The 20,213-nt window shown below is 47.4% G+C and carries 17 protein-coding genes; 6 read left to right on the forward strand and 11 right to left on the reverse strand.

The genetic code is table 11. The annotated features are described in order from the left end of the window. Positions 1–66: 66 nt before the first annotated feature. Positions 67–489, forward strand: a complete 423-nt coding sequence (locus H7A02_13020; protein ID MCP5173180.1) for an iron transporter — start codon at positions 67–69, stop codon at positions 487–489. 73 nt (positions 490–562) lie between these two features. Here H7A02_13020 and H7A02_13025 read toward each other — a convergent pair whose 3' ends face one another. Continuing rightward, on the reverse strand, positions 563–748 hold the full coding sequence (locus H7A02_13025) for a CopG family transcriptional regulator (GenBank protein MCP5173181.1): 186 nt from the start codon (positions 746–748) through the stop codon (positions 563–565). 533 nt (positions 749–1,281) lie between these two features. On the opposite strand from H7A02_13025, the gene H7A02_13030 reads away from it, so the two are divergent. Together H7A02_13030 and H7A02_13035 are read left to right on the forward strand one after the other, a co-directional pair. Then, the gene (locus H7A02_13030) at positions 1,282–2,589 is read left to right on the forward strand and encodes an arsenic transporter (GenBank protein MCP5173182.1); all 1,308 of its coding nucleotides are present in this window, start codon (positions 1,282–1,284) and stop codon (positions 2,587–2,589) included. Between the two features lie 627 nt (positions 2,590–3,216). Next, positions 3,217–3,774 (forward strand): CBS domain-containing protein, encoded by a 558-nt coding sequence (locus H7A02_13035; GenBank protein MCP5173183.1) that lies wholly within the window; start codon positions 3,217–3,219, stop codon positions 3,772–3,774. 90 nt (positions 3,775–3,864) lie between these two features. On the opposite strand, the gene H7A02_13040 is transcribed toward H7A02_13035, so the two are convergent. The 9 genes from H7A02_13040 to H7A02_13080 form a co-directional block, all read right to left on the reverse strand. Continuing rightward, on the reverse strand, positions 3,865–4,968 hold the full coding sequence (locus H7A02_13040) for an NAD(P)-dependent alcohol dehydrogenase (protein MCP5173184.1): 1,104 nt from the start codon (positions 4,966–4,968) through the stop codon (positions 3,865–3,867). Positions 4,969–5,173: 205 nt separating this feature from the next. Beyond that, on the reverse strand, positions 5,174–7,360 hold the full coding sequence (locus H7A02_13045) for a TonB-dependent receptor (protein ID MCP5173185.1): 2,187 nt from the start codon (positions 7,358–7,360) through the stop codon (positions 5,174–5,176). A gap of 220 nt (positions 7,361–7,580) precedes the next feature. Continuing rightward, positions 7,581–8,246, reverse strand: a complete 666-nt coding sequence (locus H7A02_13050; protein MCP5173186.1) for a TetR/AcrR family transcriptional regulator — start codon at positions 8,244–8,246, stop codon at positions 7,581–7,583. Positions 8,247–8,305: 59 nt separating this feature from the next. After that, complete coding sequence (locus tag H7A02_13055) at positions 8,306–9,466, reverse strand: 2-hydroxyacyl-CoA dehydratase (protein MCP5173187.1); 1,161 nt, start codon at positions 9,464–9,466, stop codon at positions 8,306–8,308. A 37-nt stretch (positions 9,467–9,503) separates the two neighbouring features. Continuing rightward, the gene (locus tag H7A02_13060) at positions 9,504–10,298 is read right to left on the reverse strand and encodes an SDR family oxidoreductase (protein MCP5173188.1); all 795 of its coding nucleotides are present in this window, start codon (positions 10,296–10,298) and stop codon (positions 9,504–9,506) included. Positions 10,299–10,430: 132 nt separating this feature from the next. Next, positions 10,431–11,765, reverse strand: coding sequence for a 2-hydroxyacyl-CoA dehydratase (locus H7A02_13065; GenBank protein ID MCP5173189.1), 1,335 nt, complete (start codon positions 11,763–11,765; stop codon positions 10,431–10,433). A gap of 93 nt (positions 11,766–11,858) precedes the next feature. Continuing rightward, a complete protein-coding gene (locus H7A02_13070) occupies positions 11,859–12,875 on the reverse strand; it encodes a 2-hydroxyglutaryl-CoA dehydratase (protein ID MCP5173190.1) in 1,017 nt (338 codons plus the stop codon). A 504-nt stretch (positions 12,876–13,379) separates the two neighbouring features. Further along, positions 13,380–15,014, reverse strand: coding sequence for an AMP-binding protein (locus tag H7A02_13075; protein ID MCP5173191.1), 1,635 nt, complete (start codon positions 15,012–15,014; stop codon positions 13,380–13,382). 84 nt (positions 15,015–15,098) lie between these two features. Further along, positions 15,099–15,821, reverse strand: coding sequence for a TetR/AcrR family transcriptional regulator (locus H7A02_13080; protein ID MCP5173192.1), 723 nt, complete (start codon positions 15,819–15,821; stop codon positions 15,099–15,101). A gap of 337 nt (positions 15,822–16,158) precedes the next feature. Here H7A02_13080 and H7A02_13085 point away from each other — a divergent pair, with 337 nt between their 5' ends. From H7A02_13085 to H7A02_13095, 3 genes are read left to right on the forward strand one after another with little or no spacing between them, the layout of a single operon-like run. Beyond that, entirely contained in the window at positions 16,159–17,295 is a 1,137-nt protein-coding gene (locus tag H7A02_13085) for an acyl-CoA dehydrogenase family protein (GenBank protein MCP5173193.1), read from the forward strand. A gap of 19 nt (positions 17,296–17,314) precedes the next feature. Further along, on the forward strand, positions 17,315–18,289 hold the full coding sequence (locus H7A02_13090) for a nitronate monooxygenase (protein ID MCP5173194.1): 975 nt from the start codon (positions 17,315–17,317) through the stop codon (positions 18,287–18,289). A 27-nt stretch (positions 18,290–18,316) separates the two neighbouring features. Next, positions 18,317–18,805, forward strand: coding sequence for a nuclear transport factor 2 family protein (locus H7A02_13095; GenBank protein ID MCP5173195.1), 489 nt, complete (start codon positions 18,317–18,319; stop codon positions 18,803–18,805). Between the two features lie 105 nt (positions 18,806–18,910). On the opposite strand, the gene H7A02_13100 is transcribed toward H7A02_13095, so the two are convergent. Then, on the reverse strand, positions 18,911–20,194 hold the full coding sequence (locus tag H7A02_13100; protein ID MCP5173196.1) for a cytochrome P450: 1,284 nt from the start codon (positions 20,192–20,194) through the stop codon (positions 18,911–18,913). Positions 20,195–20,213 lie beyond the last annotated feature (19 nt).

The raw sequence follows: 20,213 nt of genomic DNA on the forward strand, positions 1-20,213 counted from the left end.
GCTCTCGCAGCAGCCATAACAACCCATGCCGGTGACGTGGAAATCGGCAGTGTTGAGAGAAACGGCATGGAAATCGCTGCGGTGTATATTCAGCCCGTTACCATGGATCCCATGCTACCCGGCATGGGGCCAGCAGATATCCATCTGGAAGCGGATATCAAAGCACTCAAAAATAACCCCAACGGTTTTCCAGAGGGCGCCTGGATTCCTTACCTGACCATCAGTTATACCATTAGCAAGCAGGGTTCCGACTGGCAAACGGTGGGCACCTTTATGCCAATGGCGGCGTCCGATGGCCCACACTATGCTCAAAACATAAAGCTGGATGGCGCTGGCCGGTATCACTTGAGTTACCACATTGACCCGCCACCACGTGCGGGATTTTTCCGGCATACCGACAGGGAGAGCGGAGTGGACCAATGGTGGCAACCCATTGATCTAGAGTGGGATTTCATATTTGCCGGTTATGGCAAGAAGGGCGGCTACTGATTCATTTAAAACTACCCGGAAACACAGGAAAATAGGTTGATGCCAGGGAAGGCATGCATCTAGTGAGACAGGATCAGTCCTCATTCTCCGAAAAGACTTCTTCACGCCAGTTACTGCCCATCTGCACTTCAATATACTCACGCATAAACTGACGAATTTTCTGTGAAGGTGTGACATCCTCAGCGTTGCAGAGCTTTTCAAACACCTCCTTTTTTTTAGGGTCAACAAGCAAGGTGAGCCTAGCGGTTCTCTTTTCCATTCAATCTACCTAATGGCTTTCGGGCGCAGCATTGTAACATGTGACTGCCGCCTTCCCAGGTCCGGCAACAACAGCCTGTATGACTTAAAGTCTCCAGTTAAAACCGTAAGTCACACGAATGAAAATATCTATTTCCCATCCGCCTGGGCATGGTTGGCAGACCATGCAAAGCCGTTTGCATTCTTTGACTTTGGACAAGTTTAATTATGTTAATACTATTAACATAAAAATATAATTATATACAGTTTATTTTATAATGTTAGAATCCGCGCCCTGACCGAACTGCTACCCTTTTTAGCCAAATCCGAGTTTGATAGCGTGCTCCCTGCTGTAAATACCAACTGCCCTACCAAATCCTGGCGACGAAATCCATTTCGTCCAGGCATATTCATGGTTCTGAATAGACTGGCAGCAGGTCAAAACCCCGCTTTTCAACACAACCGATCTTCACGTTTTGGAACATCCATTTTTTTTAAAACCTTAACCTTTAACTAAACCTTAGGAACCTGAAGCTAATGGAACTCACTGATGGAATGATGGTGTCAGGGCTGATTCTCTGCCTGACCTTTATCGGAATCTTTTCTGAGCACTTTCACGGTATTGAAAGAGCTAAATTTGCCATGGCTGGCGCTGGCGCAATTATTGTTGCAGGACAATTTTACGGGTTCTATTCTCCCGAACTGGCGCTGGAAGCAATCGACTGGAATGTGGTATTTCTACTCGCCATCATGATGGTCATCGTCTCAATCATGATCAGCACTGGCGGATTTGAACACCTAGCCCAGTATCTTGCGCAATTGAGTGGTGGTTCCCAATTCCGGCTTATTGCCCTGCTTGGTACAGCCGTCACAGTGATTTCACTGCTACTGGATAACGTGACAACCGTGATTATTTTTGGACCACTGATTATCATGATCTGTCAGACCATGGGTGTATCCCCGATCCCCTATCTGCTGGCCGCTGCCCTCCTCTCCGATACCGGAGGTGTTGCCACACTGGTAGGTGACCCACCAAATTTGATGATTGGCTCTGCTGCCGGTATTGATTTTAATACCTTCTTCCTGCACATGGCCCCTCCCGTGATACTTGCCTGGCTCGGCATTCTTGTCGGCATGAAGTTTTTGTTTAGCAAGGAATTGAGTGCAAAAGTCGAACATACCTTTGATATGGTCGCTCAGTATAAAAACAAACGTTTATGGAAAAAGTCATTATTTGTCATGGCTGTAATGGTGGTGTTATTTGTTGTACACCATCAGATTGGCTGGGAACCCTGGCTGGTTTCAGCCGCATCTCTGACACTACTGGTATTCATGTCCCGGAAAGTGGAGCTGGAAGCGGTTACCCAATCTCTTGAAACGCCCCTTTTAATGTTCTTTATTTCCCTGTTTATTGTGATTGGTGGTGTTGAACAATCAGGTTTGCTAGAGCTGGTTGGCGAAGCGTTTAAGCCCGTCATCATAGAACACCCGATGATGGCTGCTCTACTGTTGCTCTGGGCTGCAGCCATTCTTTCAGCGCTGATTGATAATATTCCCTTTACCGCAGCCATGATCCCGGTACTGGCTGGCTTGCAGCATGAAGGCGTGAATGTCAGTGTGATGTGGTGGGCTCTGGCAATGGGCGTAGGAATGGGCGGCAATGGCTCGCATATCGGGTCTACGGCAAATGTTTATATCGTGACTATCTCCGAACGGCTGGCGCGAGAAAAACAGAATCCGGCACTGGCTATCACGCCGGGTCTCTGGTTCAGAAAAGGAACTCCTGCCATGTTGATCACGCTGGTTCTGTGCAGCCTGTTTATATGGCTGGGCTACGACTTTTTGTATGTGAAAGATTTGTAAACTGCTGAAGCGCACCTTTGTAAGCTACGGCCAAGCAGTAAAGCTGTGTAGCCGTAGTGAAGGAAAAGAAAGATCGAACCAAGCGAACATTATTCTTGACACACTGTCATACAGTTTGCAGCCCATTAATGTGTGGTCAGAAATATTCAGGCCAAACTGAACAATCAAAAGCAGACAGATATCTGGAGTTGCGAAGTGCTGGCTTCACTCCCTTTTAAAGAACCCATGGTCTAAAAGCATTGTCATGCTGAAAATACTTTTATGCCTCAGCCTCCTGCTCACCGCTATCGCAAACGGTGATCGCGGGCTCTCATCTTTCACAGACACTAAAGATACGACAGTCATTGTCTCTATCGATCAGGATAGTGACAACAAATATGACGAGGCTGACAACTTAGACGCATGTCTTACCCGTTATGTTATCGCCAGCTTCTGGGGGCCTGGTCAAGAGATCACTTCCCAGGCTTTTCCTTCCCGCGTATTCCACTGCACATCACACCATCGCATACGAGCACCCCCGGGATAGCAAGCTAGTAGCAGCAAAATTGTTGTCGCCAGCATGTGCACCATCACTTCGCACATTGTTAATCCAATAAAGCGTATAGCTCACAATCAGGAATATATGCGATGAAAAAACTCAATTTTTACAGAACGTCAAATGTAGACGAGCTGGCCTGGCCAGAAGAGAAACAGGAATTTTCCCTGGATACACCTGCTCTGAAATTCTTTACCGATTTTATCAACACTGAACCGCTGGTTATTGAAGACTCTACACCCGCAATTGAGGCTAAACAATTGATGTTAAAGTCTCACGTCAGGTTAAAGTTTGTCGTCAACAGAGACGATCAATTTCTGGGTATTATCTGCGCCGAAGACCTTATTGACAGAAAGATCGTGCAAAAAATATCGGAGGGCTACAGCAGGCAGGAGTTGTTGGTGAAAGATTTGATGACAGCAAAAAAAGACTTGCTCGCTTTAGATATTGAAGAGGTTTCCCGTGTACCCATCTCTCATGTTATTACTGCGCTGAAAAATAATGGACAGCAGCACTGCCTGGTAATTGACAGGGGTCCACACAAAATTAGAGGTATCTTCTCTGCCAGTGATATATCCAGAAAACTTCACTTGGCTATCGACATTCAAGACACATCAAGTTTTTACAAAGTGTTCTCAGCCGTTTATTGAACGCATTACCCCGGAGGGATCCGGGGTAACCAAGAATGCCTCTGAGCAGAGGTTCAGGGTCCATCAACTGCAGCAACTGTCTGCCATCATTCAGGGTGTCAAAACCACCTTCACCGCTGCACCATCATAATGAGCTTTAACGGCTTCGTTGATTTGATCCAGAGAATAGAAACTCAGCAACTTATCGAAGGGAAAACGCCCTTCCATAAACAAATCAATCATGGCTGGGATGAACTCTTGAGGTGCAGACTCCCCCTCAGAAATTCCGACCACTCGTAATCCACCCAACACCATCCCGAACAAATCCAGAGAAAAAGTAGAACTCTCAGGTTTGGGGACACCCGCTAGCGCCAAGGTGCCTTTCGGAGCCAATGCTCCCAATGCCGCAGAAAGTGCCGATTCAACACACGTATTATCGAAAACGTAATTCAGCCCTTCAGGCACGGCCAAGCGAAGCTCGGCTGTCAGATCTTCAACAGCGAAGGGATCAATCACATGCGTTGCTCCCAACTGCATCGCCAGATCTCGGCGCGCGGCCACAGGTTCAACGACAACAATTTTCTCACACCCCTGAACCACCGCTCCCAACAATGCACTTAATCCTAGCGAACCACCACCGATAATGGCAAGACTGCTACCCGCTTCACATTTAAGGGCACGCATGATACTGCCCGCACCGGTAAGAACCCCACAGCCTAACGGCCCCAGCTTTTCCAGCGGTGCGTCTTTACGAACTTTAACGGTGTTCACGCGATGAGCTATGGCATAAGTCGCAAAAGATGACTGGCCAAAGAAATGCGTGAGTTCACCTTCCTTATCGTTATTCAGAGGACTGCTGCCATCGACTCTGGAGTGAACAAAGTTCAAGACTGGCAGATCAGCACAATAACTTGGAATCCCGCCATCACACCTGTCACACGTTCCGCACGACATGTAAGACAGCACAACGTGATCACCTACTTCCAGATCGGTGACACCTTCACCAACCTTTTCAACAATCCCCGCGCCTTCATGACCCAGTACAGCAGGCATGGAAACCGGTATATGCTGGTCACGCGCAGCGATATCTGAATGACAAATGCCTACACCAACAATCCTCACTAACACTTCATCGGCACGAGGCTCGTCGAGATTAACATCTTCTAGTGAGAAGTCGGTAGATGGTCCACGAGAGACGGCAGCTTGTATTTTCATAACTGGATATTCCTTTTCAATCCGCAAAGCGGACAGAGTAGCGCAGTTTATGAATGAGCCTCAATAGAAAAATTCATTGAAAATAAAAATAAATGATTACAACTAACTGGCGTACTTTTCTTGATAATTAACACTCATTAAAAAAGGAGGCAAGGACTCCTGGGAATCCTTACCTCCTGAGGGGAGGGACATCGGGTTCGGTAAGTTAGAAGTTCATACCTGCCGTTATACCGTAAGTCGCAGGTGGATCAACCGCACCAAATACTGGGTAGCCCCACAACGCGACACTCACGATCATGTTGCTGACAACAAACTCGTCCGTAATATTCTTACCCCAGGCACTGACATACCAGGAATCATCCGGGGCATCGTAACGGACAGTGGCATTCACAACCGTGACACCATCTCTTCTCTGAAAGTCGTCATTAAACTCGGTAAAAAACACTTCCGAAGTATAAGAAGCATCGACTCGTGCAGTAATGGCATCTCCATCAGACAACGGCAAGCTGTACTCAAGACCTAGACCCATCGCTTTTTCAGAAGCACCCGGCAGTTGATTACCTGTCAAGTCTTCCACAGCACTGGTTACAGGGTTCGTTGAATCAAAGGCTGTGAAAGCCGCGTCGAGGTAAGTGGCATTAAAGTCCACCCGGAAGTTATCGGTTACCTGTGCCTGAACCGCTAATTCAAATCCCTTGTTTTCAGCTTCCGCAGCGTTAACGGTGACCGTTGCCAAACCAATAACCTTGTTAACCTGCAAATCTTTATAATCATAGAAGAAAGCCGCACCAGTAACTTCTACACGATTATCCCAAAGCCTTGATTTAAAACCGACTTCATACGCAGTCACCAGTTCCGGGTCCAACGCAGGGTTGACCTGGCCAATGTTAAAGGTACCACTTTTGAAACCTTCCGTTGCCGAAGCATAAATCAATGTGTCTTCGGAGAGGTCGTATTCGAGACCCAGTTTTGGTGTAAAGGATTCCCAGGTTTCATTTCCATCCGTATTAACTACCGGCCCGAAAGGTCCGCTGAAATTACCCTCGGTATCACGTTCTTCTTCACTATAACGACCGCCCAAAGTTATCCGGAAGGTGTCGCTTACCGAGTAAGTCGCTTCGCCGAATACCGCGTAGGCATCAATATCCATTTTTCCATCCTGGAAATAGAGAGGACCTACACCAAATTGCAAGAAAGGAACCGACACGTAGTTTTCTATCTCTTCGGTGTAATAATACAAGCCGCCAATCAATGTCCACTCATCTGACTGATAGGTGAGTTTAAATTCTTGAGAAAATTGCTCTGACCACTCGTTATAAAACGTATTGCCGAAAGGAGCTGAGGTATTATCAGAGTTTGAGCTATTGTGGCGTTCGTTATCGCGCCAGCCCGTGATAGATTCAAACTGCAATTCATCGCTGAGATCAACATTCACAATTGCCGTAACTGACGTAGAGTCCCGCTCATTTGAGCCATTTGGCAAAGCCGTGGCGGCATCATGAGAAAATGTTTTAGCGATACCAGCCGGAAGGCCTGCAGGGTTAGTGGGTTCAGATGGCCCTACTGTGCCAGTGAGTACAGCTCCGGTTCCCGGGTATGCACCAAAAGCCATGGTAAAATAGTTGTTATCGTCTTCTTCATGATACTCGGCAAGAAGATCAATACTGACCGATTCAGAAGGCTCAAACCGAAGTGAGGCGCGAATCGATTTTTGGTCAGCATCGTTGACATCATACCCTTGAGCAATGTCTTCACCGTAACCATCTCTATCGAGAGATTTCACAGCCAGTCGACCAGTTATTGTCTCATCACCACTGAGTGAGCCACCAACGGCCGCCTCGATTCCAATCAGATCATAATTACCCGCTGTGAATTTCAAGTAGCCTTCTGTGTCTACGGTCGGGCGTTTGGTAACCACGTTAACCGCTCCACCCGTGGCATTTCGGCCATATAGCGTACCCTGAGGACCGCGAACAACCTCCACCCGATCAACATCAAAGAATGACTGTAGCTGAAAGCTGGGCCGCCCAATATAAACACCATCGACATGGAACGCCGAACTCGCATCGGCACCGGAAGCAAATGATGAGAGACCGATACCACGAATAAACAAACGGTTAATCCCGTTCTGCATGCCCACTCGCAACCCTGGGGACACCATTTGCAGATCGGACATACTGCTAATCTGCTTGGCCTCCATCATGTCTGAGTCCAGAGCCGTAAGAGACAGCGGTGTGTCAGATGCCAATTGAGCGCGTTTTTGTGCCGTCACGATCACTTCTTCAAGCTGGGCAGCGAACGTCGTCACCGGAGCCAATGCAGCAGACACGGCAAGCGCCAGCATGCCGCAACGGATGCCACCGCTGGCAATTTTTTTGTCTATAATTTTCATCGTGCTTAATTCCCCATTGTTATAATTTTCTTTAAGAAAAAGAAATTTCAGACAACGTTTACTGCAAAATTAATTTTGTATTTAACTGAACAGTTACGTTATCAGCTTGGGATTTAAACAAGACGGATGCAGTGCCACAACGAACATCAGGTCGGGTTAAAATAAAAACAACTCATTGATTTTATTAAATAAAAATAGAATAACCACACAGTGTTCGGGTTTATTTCGCGCAAATTCCAATGCACATCCGAACAAGCATTTTCCGGAATTCAGAATCATCGATAAGTCGAGGAGTTTCCTGAATCATCACATAGGTTGTTAGTGATAGAGAGTGAGCAGTTGCTTGTGCGAGAACACGATCATTCTGCCCCGATATAAAGTCTCGACAGTAGCACAATTGCCGAGTTAAAAAGTCTTCAACAGAATCTTTTCCTAGAAAGTTTTTATCAAACTCCATCCAGAAATCAAAGAAACGACTGTAACGAAGATAAAAACCTCGATCCAGCGTCAACAGGGTTTTATGTTTTATCAAAACCCAGTCCACAATCGACGCCATAAACTCGTGCAACATTGGTGGTTCTTGTAAAGGATACAGACTGTAACCATTCTCGTGATAGTGGCGAATAACAAAGTGAAACACCTCTGCCACTACCGCGTCGAGGTTGGGAAAGTATTCGTAAATTGTAGATTTTGGCACGCCGGACACCAGCTCCAACGAAGTCGTCGAAAGCCCTTCCCGGCCGTGCTCGCACAAAATTTTTAACCCGGCTTCGACTATCGCGGCAACCATTCTGCGGGAGCGCTCTTGTTGAGGTATACGCCTCATCGGATCGGGACAATCCAGACTCTGGGTATCAAGCGTGTATATTCGCGCGCTATTGTTCATAACAGATACCGTGAGCTAACGAAATTAGCAAACATAATCACGGCTGCAACCTTACGGCTTTAAACCAGAGCATTTCGCTCGGCAATTTCCATGAATGTTTCGAGACGCGTTTTTAGCGCTTCAATCGGCATCTCTTCATGCTCTGTTTCCAGCAGCAGATAGGGAATTCCCTCTTCATCAAACTTATCCTTGATATCGGGATAAAAATACATGTGAGGCTCACAAAATTTGACCATCAGAATGATCACACCCTGAGCACCGGACGCTTTTACAGAATCCGCAAGATACTGATCCCAATCGTAATCGCGCGCCGACCGGGTTGGGCAAGGTACATTTTTATTTCGATCAAGATACCATTGAGTCAGGGAATCCAGCGCATCGCCTTCGGTACTGGCATCTGTGGAAAAAAAGCGATATCCCGTATAAAGATCATCAGCAACAACCATACCGCCACAACTTTCGATCAAACTGAGTATTTCAGGCTTGGGCGGGTGGCACATGTGACCAGAAAGATAGAGTGGGATGTTTCCACGCTTGCCCGCTTCTCCGCTAACACACTCCGCCATCAACTCTTCCAACAGCGGGGTGAACTCTTCGGCATCCATGATCATGCAAGCTTTAACGATGCTCTGCACATCCGACGATGCCATATGCAGCTTGCCGTTCTGCCTCATATCGTACAGCTGTCGCAATAGTTGACGATTTTTGTTAAAGAGTTTGATGCTGTTCATCATTGCCGCATCCGTAATCTCAACACCTAAAGCATCCTGCAGTTGCACTTTAAGAAAGTTAAGCACCCGTCGACTTTCGCTGAAGGCCCATGGAGAGTTGATGGTGGACACAAGCTGGTCGTACAACACCGGCACATCAGGCATATGGTTTCGCATAGTGTCGGCAGAACCCAGAAGCTGCACACAGTGATCGCCCAACATAATCGCATCAAGAAAATTGAATTTATCACTTAATGTTTGATTGACTAAGCTGCGGTTATAACCGCAGTAGAAATTGAAAATTCTGCTTTGCCCTACGGTAATAGGCTCTTCGTCATTTTGCAGCACCATCGGCAGTGCGCCCGCGGCATGCACCATCTCCGAAGGGAAGTTCATCGGCAATACACCTACCACAGGTCTGCCACTTTTTTCTTTCCACTCCACCGCATACTGAAGTGGATTTTCTGACACTTGAGAAAATACGGCTAGAATTTCTTCTCTTCTACTCATTCGTTATATTCCTGAAAACTGTCCGTGCTGCTGATTTTTATGCCGAAATGCCGCCATTCACACTGATCATCTGACCGGTTACTTTTCCTGCTTTTTCACTGGAAAGAAATACGATCATATCGGCCATATCTTCAGGCAATACAACGCCCAGTCGCGCGGCCTCTATCGCTTTGCTGAACAACTTTTGGCCAAACGGTTGATTCATTACCGCCTGATTGGTGAGAGTTCCTTCAATGATAGATGGGGTAATCACATTCACCCGAATACCATTGCGCTTGACCTCCATCGCCATGGCGCGTGTAAACATCATAATGCCTGCCATTGCAGCGCCCAGCACCGTCTCGCCAGGCGTCGTATGCTTGCCAGCATCTGATGCAATGTTGGTAATCACACCGCCGCCATTTTTTGTCATGAGTGGCAGCATGATCCGGCTAATCAGAAGTGGAGCCAGCAATTGGCTATCGAGAATAGTTCCAATTTCTTTCGGGTCGATATCTTTTAACAACGTTGGACCGTAAGGGCCAACTGTGGAGTTCACAACTATTTCAATGCTACCAAACTGCTCCCATGCAGAATTACAAACTCGTTCAGCCTCGGCAGGAATGTTTGAATCGCCGGCAATAAAAATTACATTGGCATCCGGGCAGCGAGACAAGACCTCCTGACGGGCTTTCTCACCTCTTTCCTCGTTGCGCCCATTGATGGCAATACCTTTAACGCCTGCTTCGGCAAACTGGATCGCTGTAGCAAGCCCCACCCCCGCGGTACCGCCGGTAATCAGTACATGGCTTTCTGTTAGTTTTTTGGGTTGAGACTGAACTGATGTATTCATAAACTTTAACAACCTTTCCAATAAATCTGTTATTTATTTCAATGAGTTATAACTTCGGCTAATAAAAAATCTGCGGAGTACACGCGCAACCACTTTCCTGCTGAAGAGCCGAAAGCCCCGCTTCAATTGCTGTTACGCAACCCTCCTTTGATCATCCATCGCTTCAATCATGGCTTCAAGGCGGGTATTAAGCAGCTCGTCTTTGTAGAAAGATTCGTCAGCCACGTCCCCTTCGAAGAAGATCGCCTGACGCCCATGTTTTACCGCAGAATCAGAAATCAGGAATTGATTATTAGACATGCCTCGACAGGTTCTCGACGCATGAAGAACAACACCGTCGATATCGAACTTGTCGCAGACTCTATCAATCTCTCCGATCATATGTGGAACTCCACTATTATTCGGGCATGCCAGATAGTTTTGCGCCATCCCGCGAACAGGGTTGGCCAGATCAATACGATGTGGCTCCTGCCAGAAAGACATGTGCGTGTATCGACCAGCCACAACTGTCGCATCAACTGCAGCGAATTTGTCAGCCAGCCAGCCCACCTTGTTCCAGTTCATCATGCCATCAAAGAAGAGACGATACTTTTCCTGCGGAACTGCACCAACACCATCAATAATGCGCTGCTGAATTTCATCTTTAACCGACTGAAAATAATCTACTAACGCTTGCTCGCCAGGCAGGAAGTTCACGTGTGCAATACTCACAATCCAATCAAAGAAGCTCGCTGGAGCAGGCTTGGCAGTGCACAGATCCATAGCTTCGAGCCTTAGCTCGGCGGCTTTTTTAATAAAGCCCATCACTTCACTCAGCCTGTCCCAGTCGTATTTACGCCCGGTATTTTCTTCCAGGAACTTGGTCATTTCGACCAGCTGCATACTGACGTAATCCGACTTTTCTTCCCACTCCTGCCCGTAGAGGTAGTTGGCGTCAGGCTTGCCACCCCATAACAAGGGGACGTTGACATTAAAAATAGGCACTTTTTTCCCGTGCATACGGTACATCAGGTCATCCCATTGCTGGCCAGAGCTGCAATAGGGATAAGCGTTAACAATCATGTCCGGGAGTGGCAGCTTTTTGATATCTTCAGAACGAGGATCGGATGCAGAAATAACACCGTCTTCAACTTTTTTCTTTTCAATCAATGCCTGACCGATGTGGGTCCGGGCGTAAGAGCATAGCTCTCGATCATAACCTTTGTCTTCACCCGCTTGCTGGGCGTCAGTTTCAAGATGTTTTGCCGCGAGGTAAGCAGACCAGGCTTCGCCGTGAACCCAGGCCACATCATGCGCATGAAAGAATGGCGGGATGTAAGTACCGTTATACCAGACAACTTTTTTCCCTTCCTCTTTCGCTCGGAACAAGCTTTCCCAGTAATCATTAACCAGTTTCCCGCCCGCTTTTGTTGCTTTAAGGCGATTGGCTCTTTTGTCACTTGCATGACCTTCGCTTGCATGTTGCATGATCATCTCCTGAATTTATCGATCAAACTTAAGCGCTAAACTCCGCTGGCACACCAAAAAAGAGTGCCTTCAACACTATCTATTAACAGACATTTACTGCCTGCCACCACCGAACAATCTGGCCATCAGTGGCACTTTCTTTTTCAGTTGAGCGGTTTCCCGCTCGACTTTATTCAAACCTGATTCTTTCAACTCAACTCGCTCAACCTCGACAGCCTTGCGAGCCTCAACAGGGTTGCCTTTACACTGAGGAGCACAGGACCCTGGAATACCCACATCGCTTTCCAAAGACTGATCGTTCTTTTCAGAAAGTGCCGCTTTTTCCTGATTCCGAAGCTCTTCAAGACCTAACAAGGCGGCCCCCAGAGCCCCGGCAATTTGCGGAGTCTTGGGCAAAATAAACGGTGTACCAAATGCTTTTTCAAGATAGTGGACAGCAGCCACATTGTTGGCAACGCCACCCGTCATAGCCACTGGCTCTTTAATACCTACGCGAGACGCGAGCCCCTTTGTCCGAGTTGCGATAGAAAGGTGGACTGCGCCCAGCACATCTTCTTTTGAGTGGCCCTCGGCAAGCAAAGAGATCACTTCGCTCTCGGCAAAAGTGGCGCACATACTGGAAATCTTCAGAGCTTCCTTGGCTTTCATTGCCATCGGGCCCATATCTTCTAATGCAATATTCATCGCCCGAGCCAGCACTTCCAGAAACTTCCCGGTGCCAGCGGCACAACGATCATTCATGGCAAACTGGGAGACAACGCCTTTTTTATCCAGCGCGATGACTTTGCTGTCCTGCCCGCCAATATCAACCACCAGCCTGGCTTCCGGCACCATTGCCAGAGCCCCTCGGGCATGACAGGTGATTTCGGTATAATTTTTGTCGGCAATATCCAGCATTCGACGGCCGTAACCGGTAGATACCGTTTTTGCCATATTGTCTTGCGTCAGTGAGGCCTGGTTAAGCGCATCAGCGATCGATGCTTCCACACCTTCATTACTGACGGCGCCCATCGATTTAATACTTGATGAAACGATATTGCCTTCCAGGTCAAGGATGACGGTTTTCGCCGTCGTCGAACCAAAATCAATACCCATCACAAAGTTTTTCACACAAATCTCCGCAAAACCCAATTACCTTGACTCACCGTATCTTTGAAAACCACACAAACCCTACACATAAAAATGGCAATCGATCCCACACATCAGAACCCTACCCTTAGGCATCAAGGGGCAATGTCCGCCAACAATAATAAGTAATACTCAACAAGTCAAATATTTTATACTTATAAAGGGGTTATTTCTTGCGGTTAATATGTATAACTCAGCTAAATACCCCACTGCCATCAAAGCAGTCAACAATCCAGGGCGGGTACAGATCAGATACAGTCAAGAGGCCTTCCTATATCAGAAAACCTGACACTTGATTGCCTCACGTGCCATCACCCCGACAAGAAGCCACGCCAAATCGCGTAAATCGCGTAAATCGCGTAAATCGGGACAGCATGCCCCGGGAAGCACAGAACTTCAGGAGGGTATTTAAGGCCTGCGAAGCAGGCCAAACATCATCTGGAAAGCGACATCAATATCATCAGAAAAACGGCGTGGATGCTCCACTCAAGAGGCCTCCCGAGAACCGGGTTTGACCCATTTATGGGCAGTTATCTTGCCCTCCCGAATCCAGTCAACCAGCTGAAACTTTTGTATTTTACCCGATGGCGTCAATGGAAAGTCGTCAACGAAATACCAGATAACGGGTGATTTATGAGGAGCTAATTTTTCGCGGCACAGTTTGAACAGATCATCCGGAGATGGAGGGTTGTTAGCATCTTTCGGAAGAACAACGGCAGCGACGATTTCCCCCCACTGCTCATCGGGGAGCCCTACTACGGCAATCTGATTAACATCAGGATGACTAAACAATAGATCCTCAATCTCTCTCGGGTAAATATTCATGCCGCCTCGAATAATCATATCCTTGATGCGCCCGGCAATTTTCAGGTATCCCCTGTCATCCATAATGCCCATATCACCCGTCCGCAACCAGCCATCATCCCTAATAGTATTGCGTGTCGCCTCTTCCATGCCAAAATAACCGGTCATGGTGAGATAACCACGAACCCATATTTCTCCTCGCTCCCCCAATCTTAGAATCTCTCCGGTATCCGGATCCGCAATACAAACTTCCACATGTGGCAACGGCTTACCAAGTGTTCCAGTCTGATCTTCAAAATTGTCGTCAACACTACTCTGGGAAAAAACACCGTTGGCTTCAGTCTGTCCGAAGAGGATTGAAAGCTCGCAACCAAAAGCTTCTTTCGCTCGAGAGGCCAACGCCGGAGGAACATCAGCCGCCCCGGTTAATATGCTGACCATCGATGACACATCGAAATGCTCGAAATCGGGATGATCCAGCAAGGCAAGAATCATTGTCGGTACAATAAGCGTGGTATTTCCCTTCTCACTCGCAATCACCTCCAACATCAACCCAGGCTCAAACCCGGGAACCACAACATAGGTCCCCTGATAATTCAGGGCACCGATGCGGGTAACGCTGGAACCGCCAATATGGAACATTGGCATCGCGTTAATCCAGATCCCTCCTTCAGGAAACCCGGCTCTCTGAGCGACAGACCTTGAAGAATTAATAACGCCCTTGTGATGAAGGCAAGCACCTTTTGGAACGCCTGTGGTGCCCGACGTGTACTGGATCAGCAAGATATCCTCGCAACCCACATCAGGCAGTACAACACTCCCCGTTGATTGCTCACCTATAACAGCAAGCTCACTCAAAGGAAATATCGATTTGACCGAATCCAGCTTGGCCGCGGTATTTTTCACCATTTCTTCAAGGTTTCGACCTCGGTTCTGTCTATCGAAAAATACACCGCTCGCACCAGAATTACGCAACACAGTTTCCAGCTCCCCCTCACTGTAAGCAGGGTTGACGGGAACCAACACCATGCCGGCAAAACTTACAGCATGCTGCAACAAAACCCACTCCGCAGAGTTAGCGGCATAAACAGCGATACGATCACCCGGGGAGAAGTAATACAAAAGACCTCTGGCCAGCTTTTCAGTATCGGCCAGTAATTGTTGGTAAGACCAGCGCCTGCGTGCTGAAGGATCAGCAACAGCATCTACCAAAGCAATCCTATCCGGCACTTCAGTAGCAGCCTTGCGCAGTAAATCGACCAACGTAAGCTCAAGTAAATCCTGGGATTTATCACCAACCCAATGAGAAAGTTCCAACCGTTTTCCCCTTCTATATTTAATTTATTTGCAATACCACACCGTTCGACAACGAACCTGACTATCACAAAGCCAACATCATTTTTACTTTTTTATACCAACCGTTCTTTCTATAAAAGCGAATTCATCATCAATTTTTTGCATCGCCATTTTTGCCCTCTCGAGAGATTTTTCAACGATCTCGGTTTTTACTGGCGGAGATACGGCCAGACCACGGTAAATCATGCCGGCAATATGATCAGCCACCTCTTCAAGTGGGGGGCCACCCTCATTGCGCAAATAAGGCCAGGTCTGATGCTCTATTGCACCAAATACAATGTCCCTCAGCAGCGAGGTTGGGATATCATTCCTGAAAACACCTGAATCAATACCGTCTTCGATGACGTGTGTTGTATATGAAGTAAACCGAGCAACCAGTTTATACAGCTTGGTATCACGATAACTCCCCTCTATCCGCGCGCAGTTAAAAATAAACCGGGTAATCGAAGGCTCTCTACGGACCACTTCCAGACTGTGATGAACGGCATCGCGCAAACGACTATAGGCGTCGCTTGTCTCCCCGTTTTCGGGCTCAACAAGCATGATCTCTTCCATCCACTGCTCGGCAATCGCCATTAGCAGATCATATTTGGTAGGAAAGTAGCGATAAACTGTTCCTTCCGAAACCTGGCAACACTCCGCCACAGCAGAAGGCAAAAACTTTTCGTAGTTTACTTCCGAAAGAACCCGCCTGCCCACCTTAATAATTTCGGCTTTTCGACTTTCAGGAGACAAGCGCGTCACCGACTGAGAAATCCTTTTTGCCATTATCGTGAAACTCCAGATGACCTGTTAAGTAACAAATTTATCAATAATGAGTAATACTCATTATAACCTCTAAAAAAAATATTCCGATACCAACTTTATTGATATGTTGAGCATTACTCAGTAGTATATTGTCCGCTCAAACTTCGAACAAAGTATACCTGATCAGCTTATGCACCTCTATTCGAGGACCTACGTTAACACGGCATCAGGTCACAAAGAAAAGGCGCCCAGAAACAGGCGTCAGCAACGCCCCAGCATGACCATTAAACCGCCTTTCGCTTAAAATGGCACTCACTGCGGCTAAACTGCGGCGATACAAATCAACAAGGACCTCATAATGCTAAAGCGCACGATTTATAATGAAGACCACGAGCTCTTCCGAGATAGCGTTCAAAAAATGTACGCAAAAGAGCTTGTGCCAAAACTGGAAACCTGGGAGAAAGAAGGTATTGTTGACCGGGATTTCTGGCTCGCTTGTGGTGCCAATGGTTTATTGCTCCCTGATATCCCCGAGGAATACGGCGGCGGTGGTCAGGACTTCCGTTTCAATGCCGTCATTCTGGAAGAAACAGCTCTGGCAGGCACCACAGGACCAGCCTTTGGCGTTCACAATGATATTGTCGCCCACTACATCAACAACTACGCTTGCGAATCAGTAAAGCAACAGTGGTTGCCCAAAATGGCGTCGGGTGAAGCCATTGGTGCGATTTGTATGTCTGAGCCCAGCACGGGCAGCGATCTCAAGGCCTTGAAAACCAAAGCAACGCCGACCGATGGCGGTTATTTGCTTAATGGGTCAAAAACATTTATTACCAACGGTATCAATGCGGATGTCGGAGTCGTCGCAGCCCGAATCGGGAGTGATGAAGGTGCACGTGCAATCTCGTTATTTGTAGTAGATGCAAAAACTGAAGGTTTTGTGAAAGGCCGCAAGCTCGACAAAGTCGGCAATCGTTCATCGGACACGGCAGAACTGTTCTTTGAAGACGTTTTTGTACCAGAAGAGAATATGATCGGCGGACAGGGCAATGGCTTTGCACTGATGATGAAAGAATTGCCTCAGGAACGTCTGTCCATTGCCATCTCAAGTCAGGCAGCAGCACAACACGCTTACGATATCACTGTCGAATATGTTGAACAGCGCAAAGCCTTTGGGAAACCCATAAAAGACTTCCAGAACACCCGCTTTGTGTTGGCAAATTTAAAATCACAGCTTCAGGTCGGCTGGGCCCATATTGATGCCTGCCTTGATGCCCTGATCAAAAAAGAGCTGCTTCCCGAGCAGGCTGCTTCGGCAAAACTCTGGCATTCCGAATTTCGCTGCCGGGTTGTTGACGACTGTCTGCAACTATTCGGCGGCTACGGCTACATTGAAGAATACGAAATTGCCCGGTTATGGCGTGACGCGAGAATTATGCGTATCTACGGCGGCACTTCTGAAATCATGAAAGACCTGATTAGCCGTTCGATCTAGAAAAAGAGAAATTATCATCATGCGTTTACCCGAAATTCTTACCAAGAACGTACGCTTGCCAGTCATAGGTGCACCTATGTTTATTGCCTCAACCCCGGAGCTGGTTATCGAACAATGTAAGGCTGGCATTATTGGATCTCTGCCGGCGCTTAATGCAAGGCCTCAGCATGTGCTTGAAGAGTGGATTGTGCAGATTAAAGAAGCTTTAGCCGAGCACGATCAAAAACACCCTGAAAGCCCGGCTGCACCGTTTGCTATCAATCAGATCTCACACCCCAGTAATGACCGACTAAAAGGCGATATGGAGATTATCGCCAGACATAAAGTGCCGATTGTTATTGTCAGCCTGTATGTCAGCGAGGAGACCTGCAACTTCGTGCACGAATACGGCGGCATTGTACTTAACGATGTTATCTCCAACTATCAGGCGAAAAAGTCTGTTGAACTGGGTGTTGACGGCCTCGTAGCGGTTTGTGCCGGGGCGGGTGGTCACACGGGCAACACTTCCCCTTTTGCTCTGGTACAAGAGATTCGAGAGTGGTGGGATGGCCCCCTGGCACTTTCCGGTGCGATCGCAACCGGCCAAAATATTTTGGCTGCACTGGCAACATCCGCAGATTTTGCCTATATCGGATCCCCCTTTCTGGTAACTGACGAGGCCTGCACCTCCGACGAATACAAGCAAATGATTATTGACGGCAGCGCCAGAGATATTATGACTTCCGACTACTTCAGTGGTGTACCGGCGAACTTCCTCAGAGGGTCGATTAAACGCGCAGGACTGGACCCCAAAAATCTTGTTCGAGACCCGGACGCACCGGTCAATGTCGCGGAAAGTGGCGAAAGCCACAAAACCTGGAAAGATATCTGGGGCTGTGGTCAGGGGATTGGTGTCATCAAGGAGACAGTCCCAACTGCGACGTTAGTGGCACGCTGGGAATCAGAGTTTCTCTCTGCCCGAAATAAATTCAAGCAATCTCCTCTTATGGCTTAGTTCTCAGAAAATAAACAGGAATAGATTATGGAAACGATAATAGATGGTGTAACGCTTCTGTCTCCGATGAAGACTAACAATGAAACTTGTCGCCGCAACATGGAGACAATCGTTAAATTCTTCTCACTTTACCTGAAAGACAAAGAAGCGTTCTATTCATTGTGGGTGGATGACGAGCCGAAAGTCTTTACCCCGTTTGTCAGCGACGATATCGCTGTCTGCGCGATAGGGGAGCATTCAGGTTGGGACGCTATAAAAGCCTTTTGGGACCCGATCTATGATGAAATGAAAGGTGAGTTTACCTGGTTTATTGACGAGTTTATTCCCGGTGAAGACCCAAACGTTATTATGACCAGAGCCCACAGTAATATTGACGTACAAACAGGGCCTACCTGGGGCAACAAACACGTGAAATACAATGGCCGTTATATACAAATTTTCCGTTTCGAAAATGGCAAGGTGAAATCGTTTGAAGAGTACTACGATACAGCACTGCTGAATTCAAAGTACGGCTAAAGCCAGCTATCAATACCACCTCAAGTTTAAACCCGATAAAAACAAAACCCCGGGGGCCTGCCGTAAAGCAGAATAACCCCGGGTTTTAGATGGATTTCTAGTCCATCAGCTTTTTATTTTGTAACGCATAGGCATGGATTTAGGCCCACTTGCAAACGTCGCCTCAACGAAAGTTGGCGGCGCGCTCATTTCAATTGAGTCCAGAACAGGAATCAATTCCTCAAAGAAAATTCGCAAATCCAACCGAGCCAAATGCTGCCCCAGACACATATGTGCACCGTTGCCAAAAGCCAAATGTTGGTTGGGGTATCGATTAATCAGGAACTGGTCAGGGTCGGCGAACACCGCCTCATCCCTGTTCGCCGAGGGGTAACACAACATAAGCCTGTCGTTCTCTTTAATTACCTGCCCCCGGATTTCGACCTCTCTCACAGCACTGCGCATAAAATGCTTGATAGGTGTTGTCCAGCGTAAAGATTCACCAATAAACTTGTTGACCAGTGAAGGATCAGATTTCAAGAGTTGAAACTGCTCCGGAAACGTCATTAATCCGAGCATACCACCGGAGGAAGTAGAAGAAGTGGTGTCGTGGCCAGCAGTTGCGACAGCAATGTAATAATCAAATTCATGGGGTTCATCAATATATTTGCCGTCGATCTTATAGTTTGCAATCAATGAAATCAGGTCATCCTTAGGATTCTTCCTTCTTTCCCTACTTAAATCCCTGAAGTAATCATAAAAATCCATCATGGCGGCGTGCCAGGCGCGCGCTGCGGCATCAGGGCCCTCCTCGATCCCCTGACGCCTTTCATCAGGGTCCTCTCCTGCGAACATTTCCTGAGTTAACTTCAGCATTAACTCTTCATCTTCCCTGGGTACACCGAGCAACTCCATAATCACTCGCAAGGGGTAATACAGTGCGATGTCTTTTACAAAGTCACACTCGCCACCCAACGAAACCATTTCCGCGACTGATTCACGAGCGATATCCCTAATCTTGGATTCAAACTGCCTGATCCGCGGGGGCATAAACCACTTGCCAGTGATATCACGGTAAGTCCCGTGTTCCGGCTGATCCATAAATGCCAAAGAGTTCAGAGAACGGATTTTTCCATCATTGATTTTCCGCATAAAAACGTCGCTCTCCTGGGTTTGCAAAAGCACGTTATGGACACCATTTTTAAAGGTATCGGTATCTCGCGAAATGGCCATCACATCATCGTATTTGGTCACAAACCATATGGGGTCGTAACCATCAACATGCCCTTTTCCGAGGGGAACATTTTCACGCAGCCATTTAAAAGCAGGGTAAATAACGTCATCGTTGGCGTAAGACTTGCCGGAGATAACCGTGCGAGCAATTTCCTCTGGAACTACCGCTTCTGGCATTAAAGTATCCTCTTTATCA

This window comes from Pseudomonadales bacterium (genome assembly GCA_024234435.1).
In the GTDB taxonomy this organism is placed as follows: domain Bacteria; phylum Pseudomonadota; class Gammaproteobacteria; order Pseudomonadales; family Porticoccaceae; genus JACKOF01.

Bases quoted from the DNA above. Each gene is read 5' to 3' on its own strand.
- H7A02_13020 (MCP5173180.1), top strand. From the start codon at position 67: ATGGAAATCGCTGCGGTGTATATTCAGCCCGTTACCATGGATCCCATG.
- H7A02_13025 (MCP5173181.1), bottom strand. From the start codon at position 748: ATGGAAAAGAGAACCGCTAGGCTCACCTTGCTTGTTGACCCTAAAAAA.
- H7A02_13030 (MCP5173182.1), top strand. From the start codon at position 1,282: ATGATGGTGTCAGGGCTGATTCTCTGCCTGACCTTTATCGGAATCTTT.
- H7A02_13035 (MCP5173183.1), top strand. From the start codon at position 3,217: ATGAAAAAACTCAATTTTTACAGAACGTCAAATGTAGACGAGCTGGCC.
- H7A02_13040 (MCP5173184.1), bottom strand. From the start codon at position 4,968: ATGAAAATACAAGCTGCCGTCTCTCGTGGACCATCTACCGACTTCTCA.
- H7A02_13045 (MCP5173185.1), bottom strand. From the start codon at position 7,360: ATGAAAATTATAGACAAAAAAATTGCCAGCGGTGGCATCCGTTGCGGC.
- H7A02_13050 (MCP5173186.1), bottom strand. From the start codon at position 8,246: ATGAACAATAGCGCGCGAATATACACGCTTGATACCCAGAGTCTGGAT.
- H7A02_13055 (MCP5173187.1), bottom strand. From the start codon at position 9,466: ATGAGTAGAAGAGAAGAAATTCTAGCCGTATTTTCTCAAGTGTCAGAA.
- H7A02_13060 (MCP5173188.1), bottom strand. From the start codon at position 10,298: ATGAATACATCAGTTCAGTCTCAACCCAAAAAACTAACAGAAAGCCAT.
- H7A02_13065 (MCP5173189.1), bottom strand. From the start codon at position 11,765: ATGCAACATGCAAGCGAAGGTCATGCAAGTGACAAAAGAGCCAATCGC.
- H7A02_13080 (MCP5173192.1), bottom strand. From the start codon at position 15,821: ATGGCAAAAAGGATTTCTCAGTCGGTGACGCGCTTGTCTCCTGAAAGT.
- H7A02_13085 (MCP5173193.1), top strand. From the start codon at position 16,159: ATGCTAAAGCGCACGATTTATAATGAAGACCACGAGCTCTTCCGAGAT.
- H7A02_13090 (MCP5173194.1), top strand. From the start codon at position 17,315: ATGCGTTTACCCGAAATTCTTACCAAGAACGTACGCTTGCCAGTCATA.
- H7A02_13095 (MCP5173195.1), top strand. From the start codon at position 18,317: ATGGAAACGATAATAGATGGTGTAACGCTTCTGTCTCCGATGAAGACT.
- H7A02_13100 (MCP5173196.1), bottom strand. From the start codon at position 20,194: ATGCCAGAAGCGGTAGTTCCAGAGGAAATTGCTCGCACGGTTATCTCC.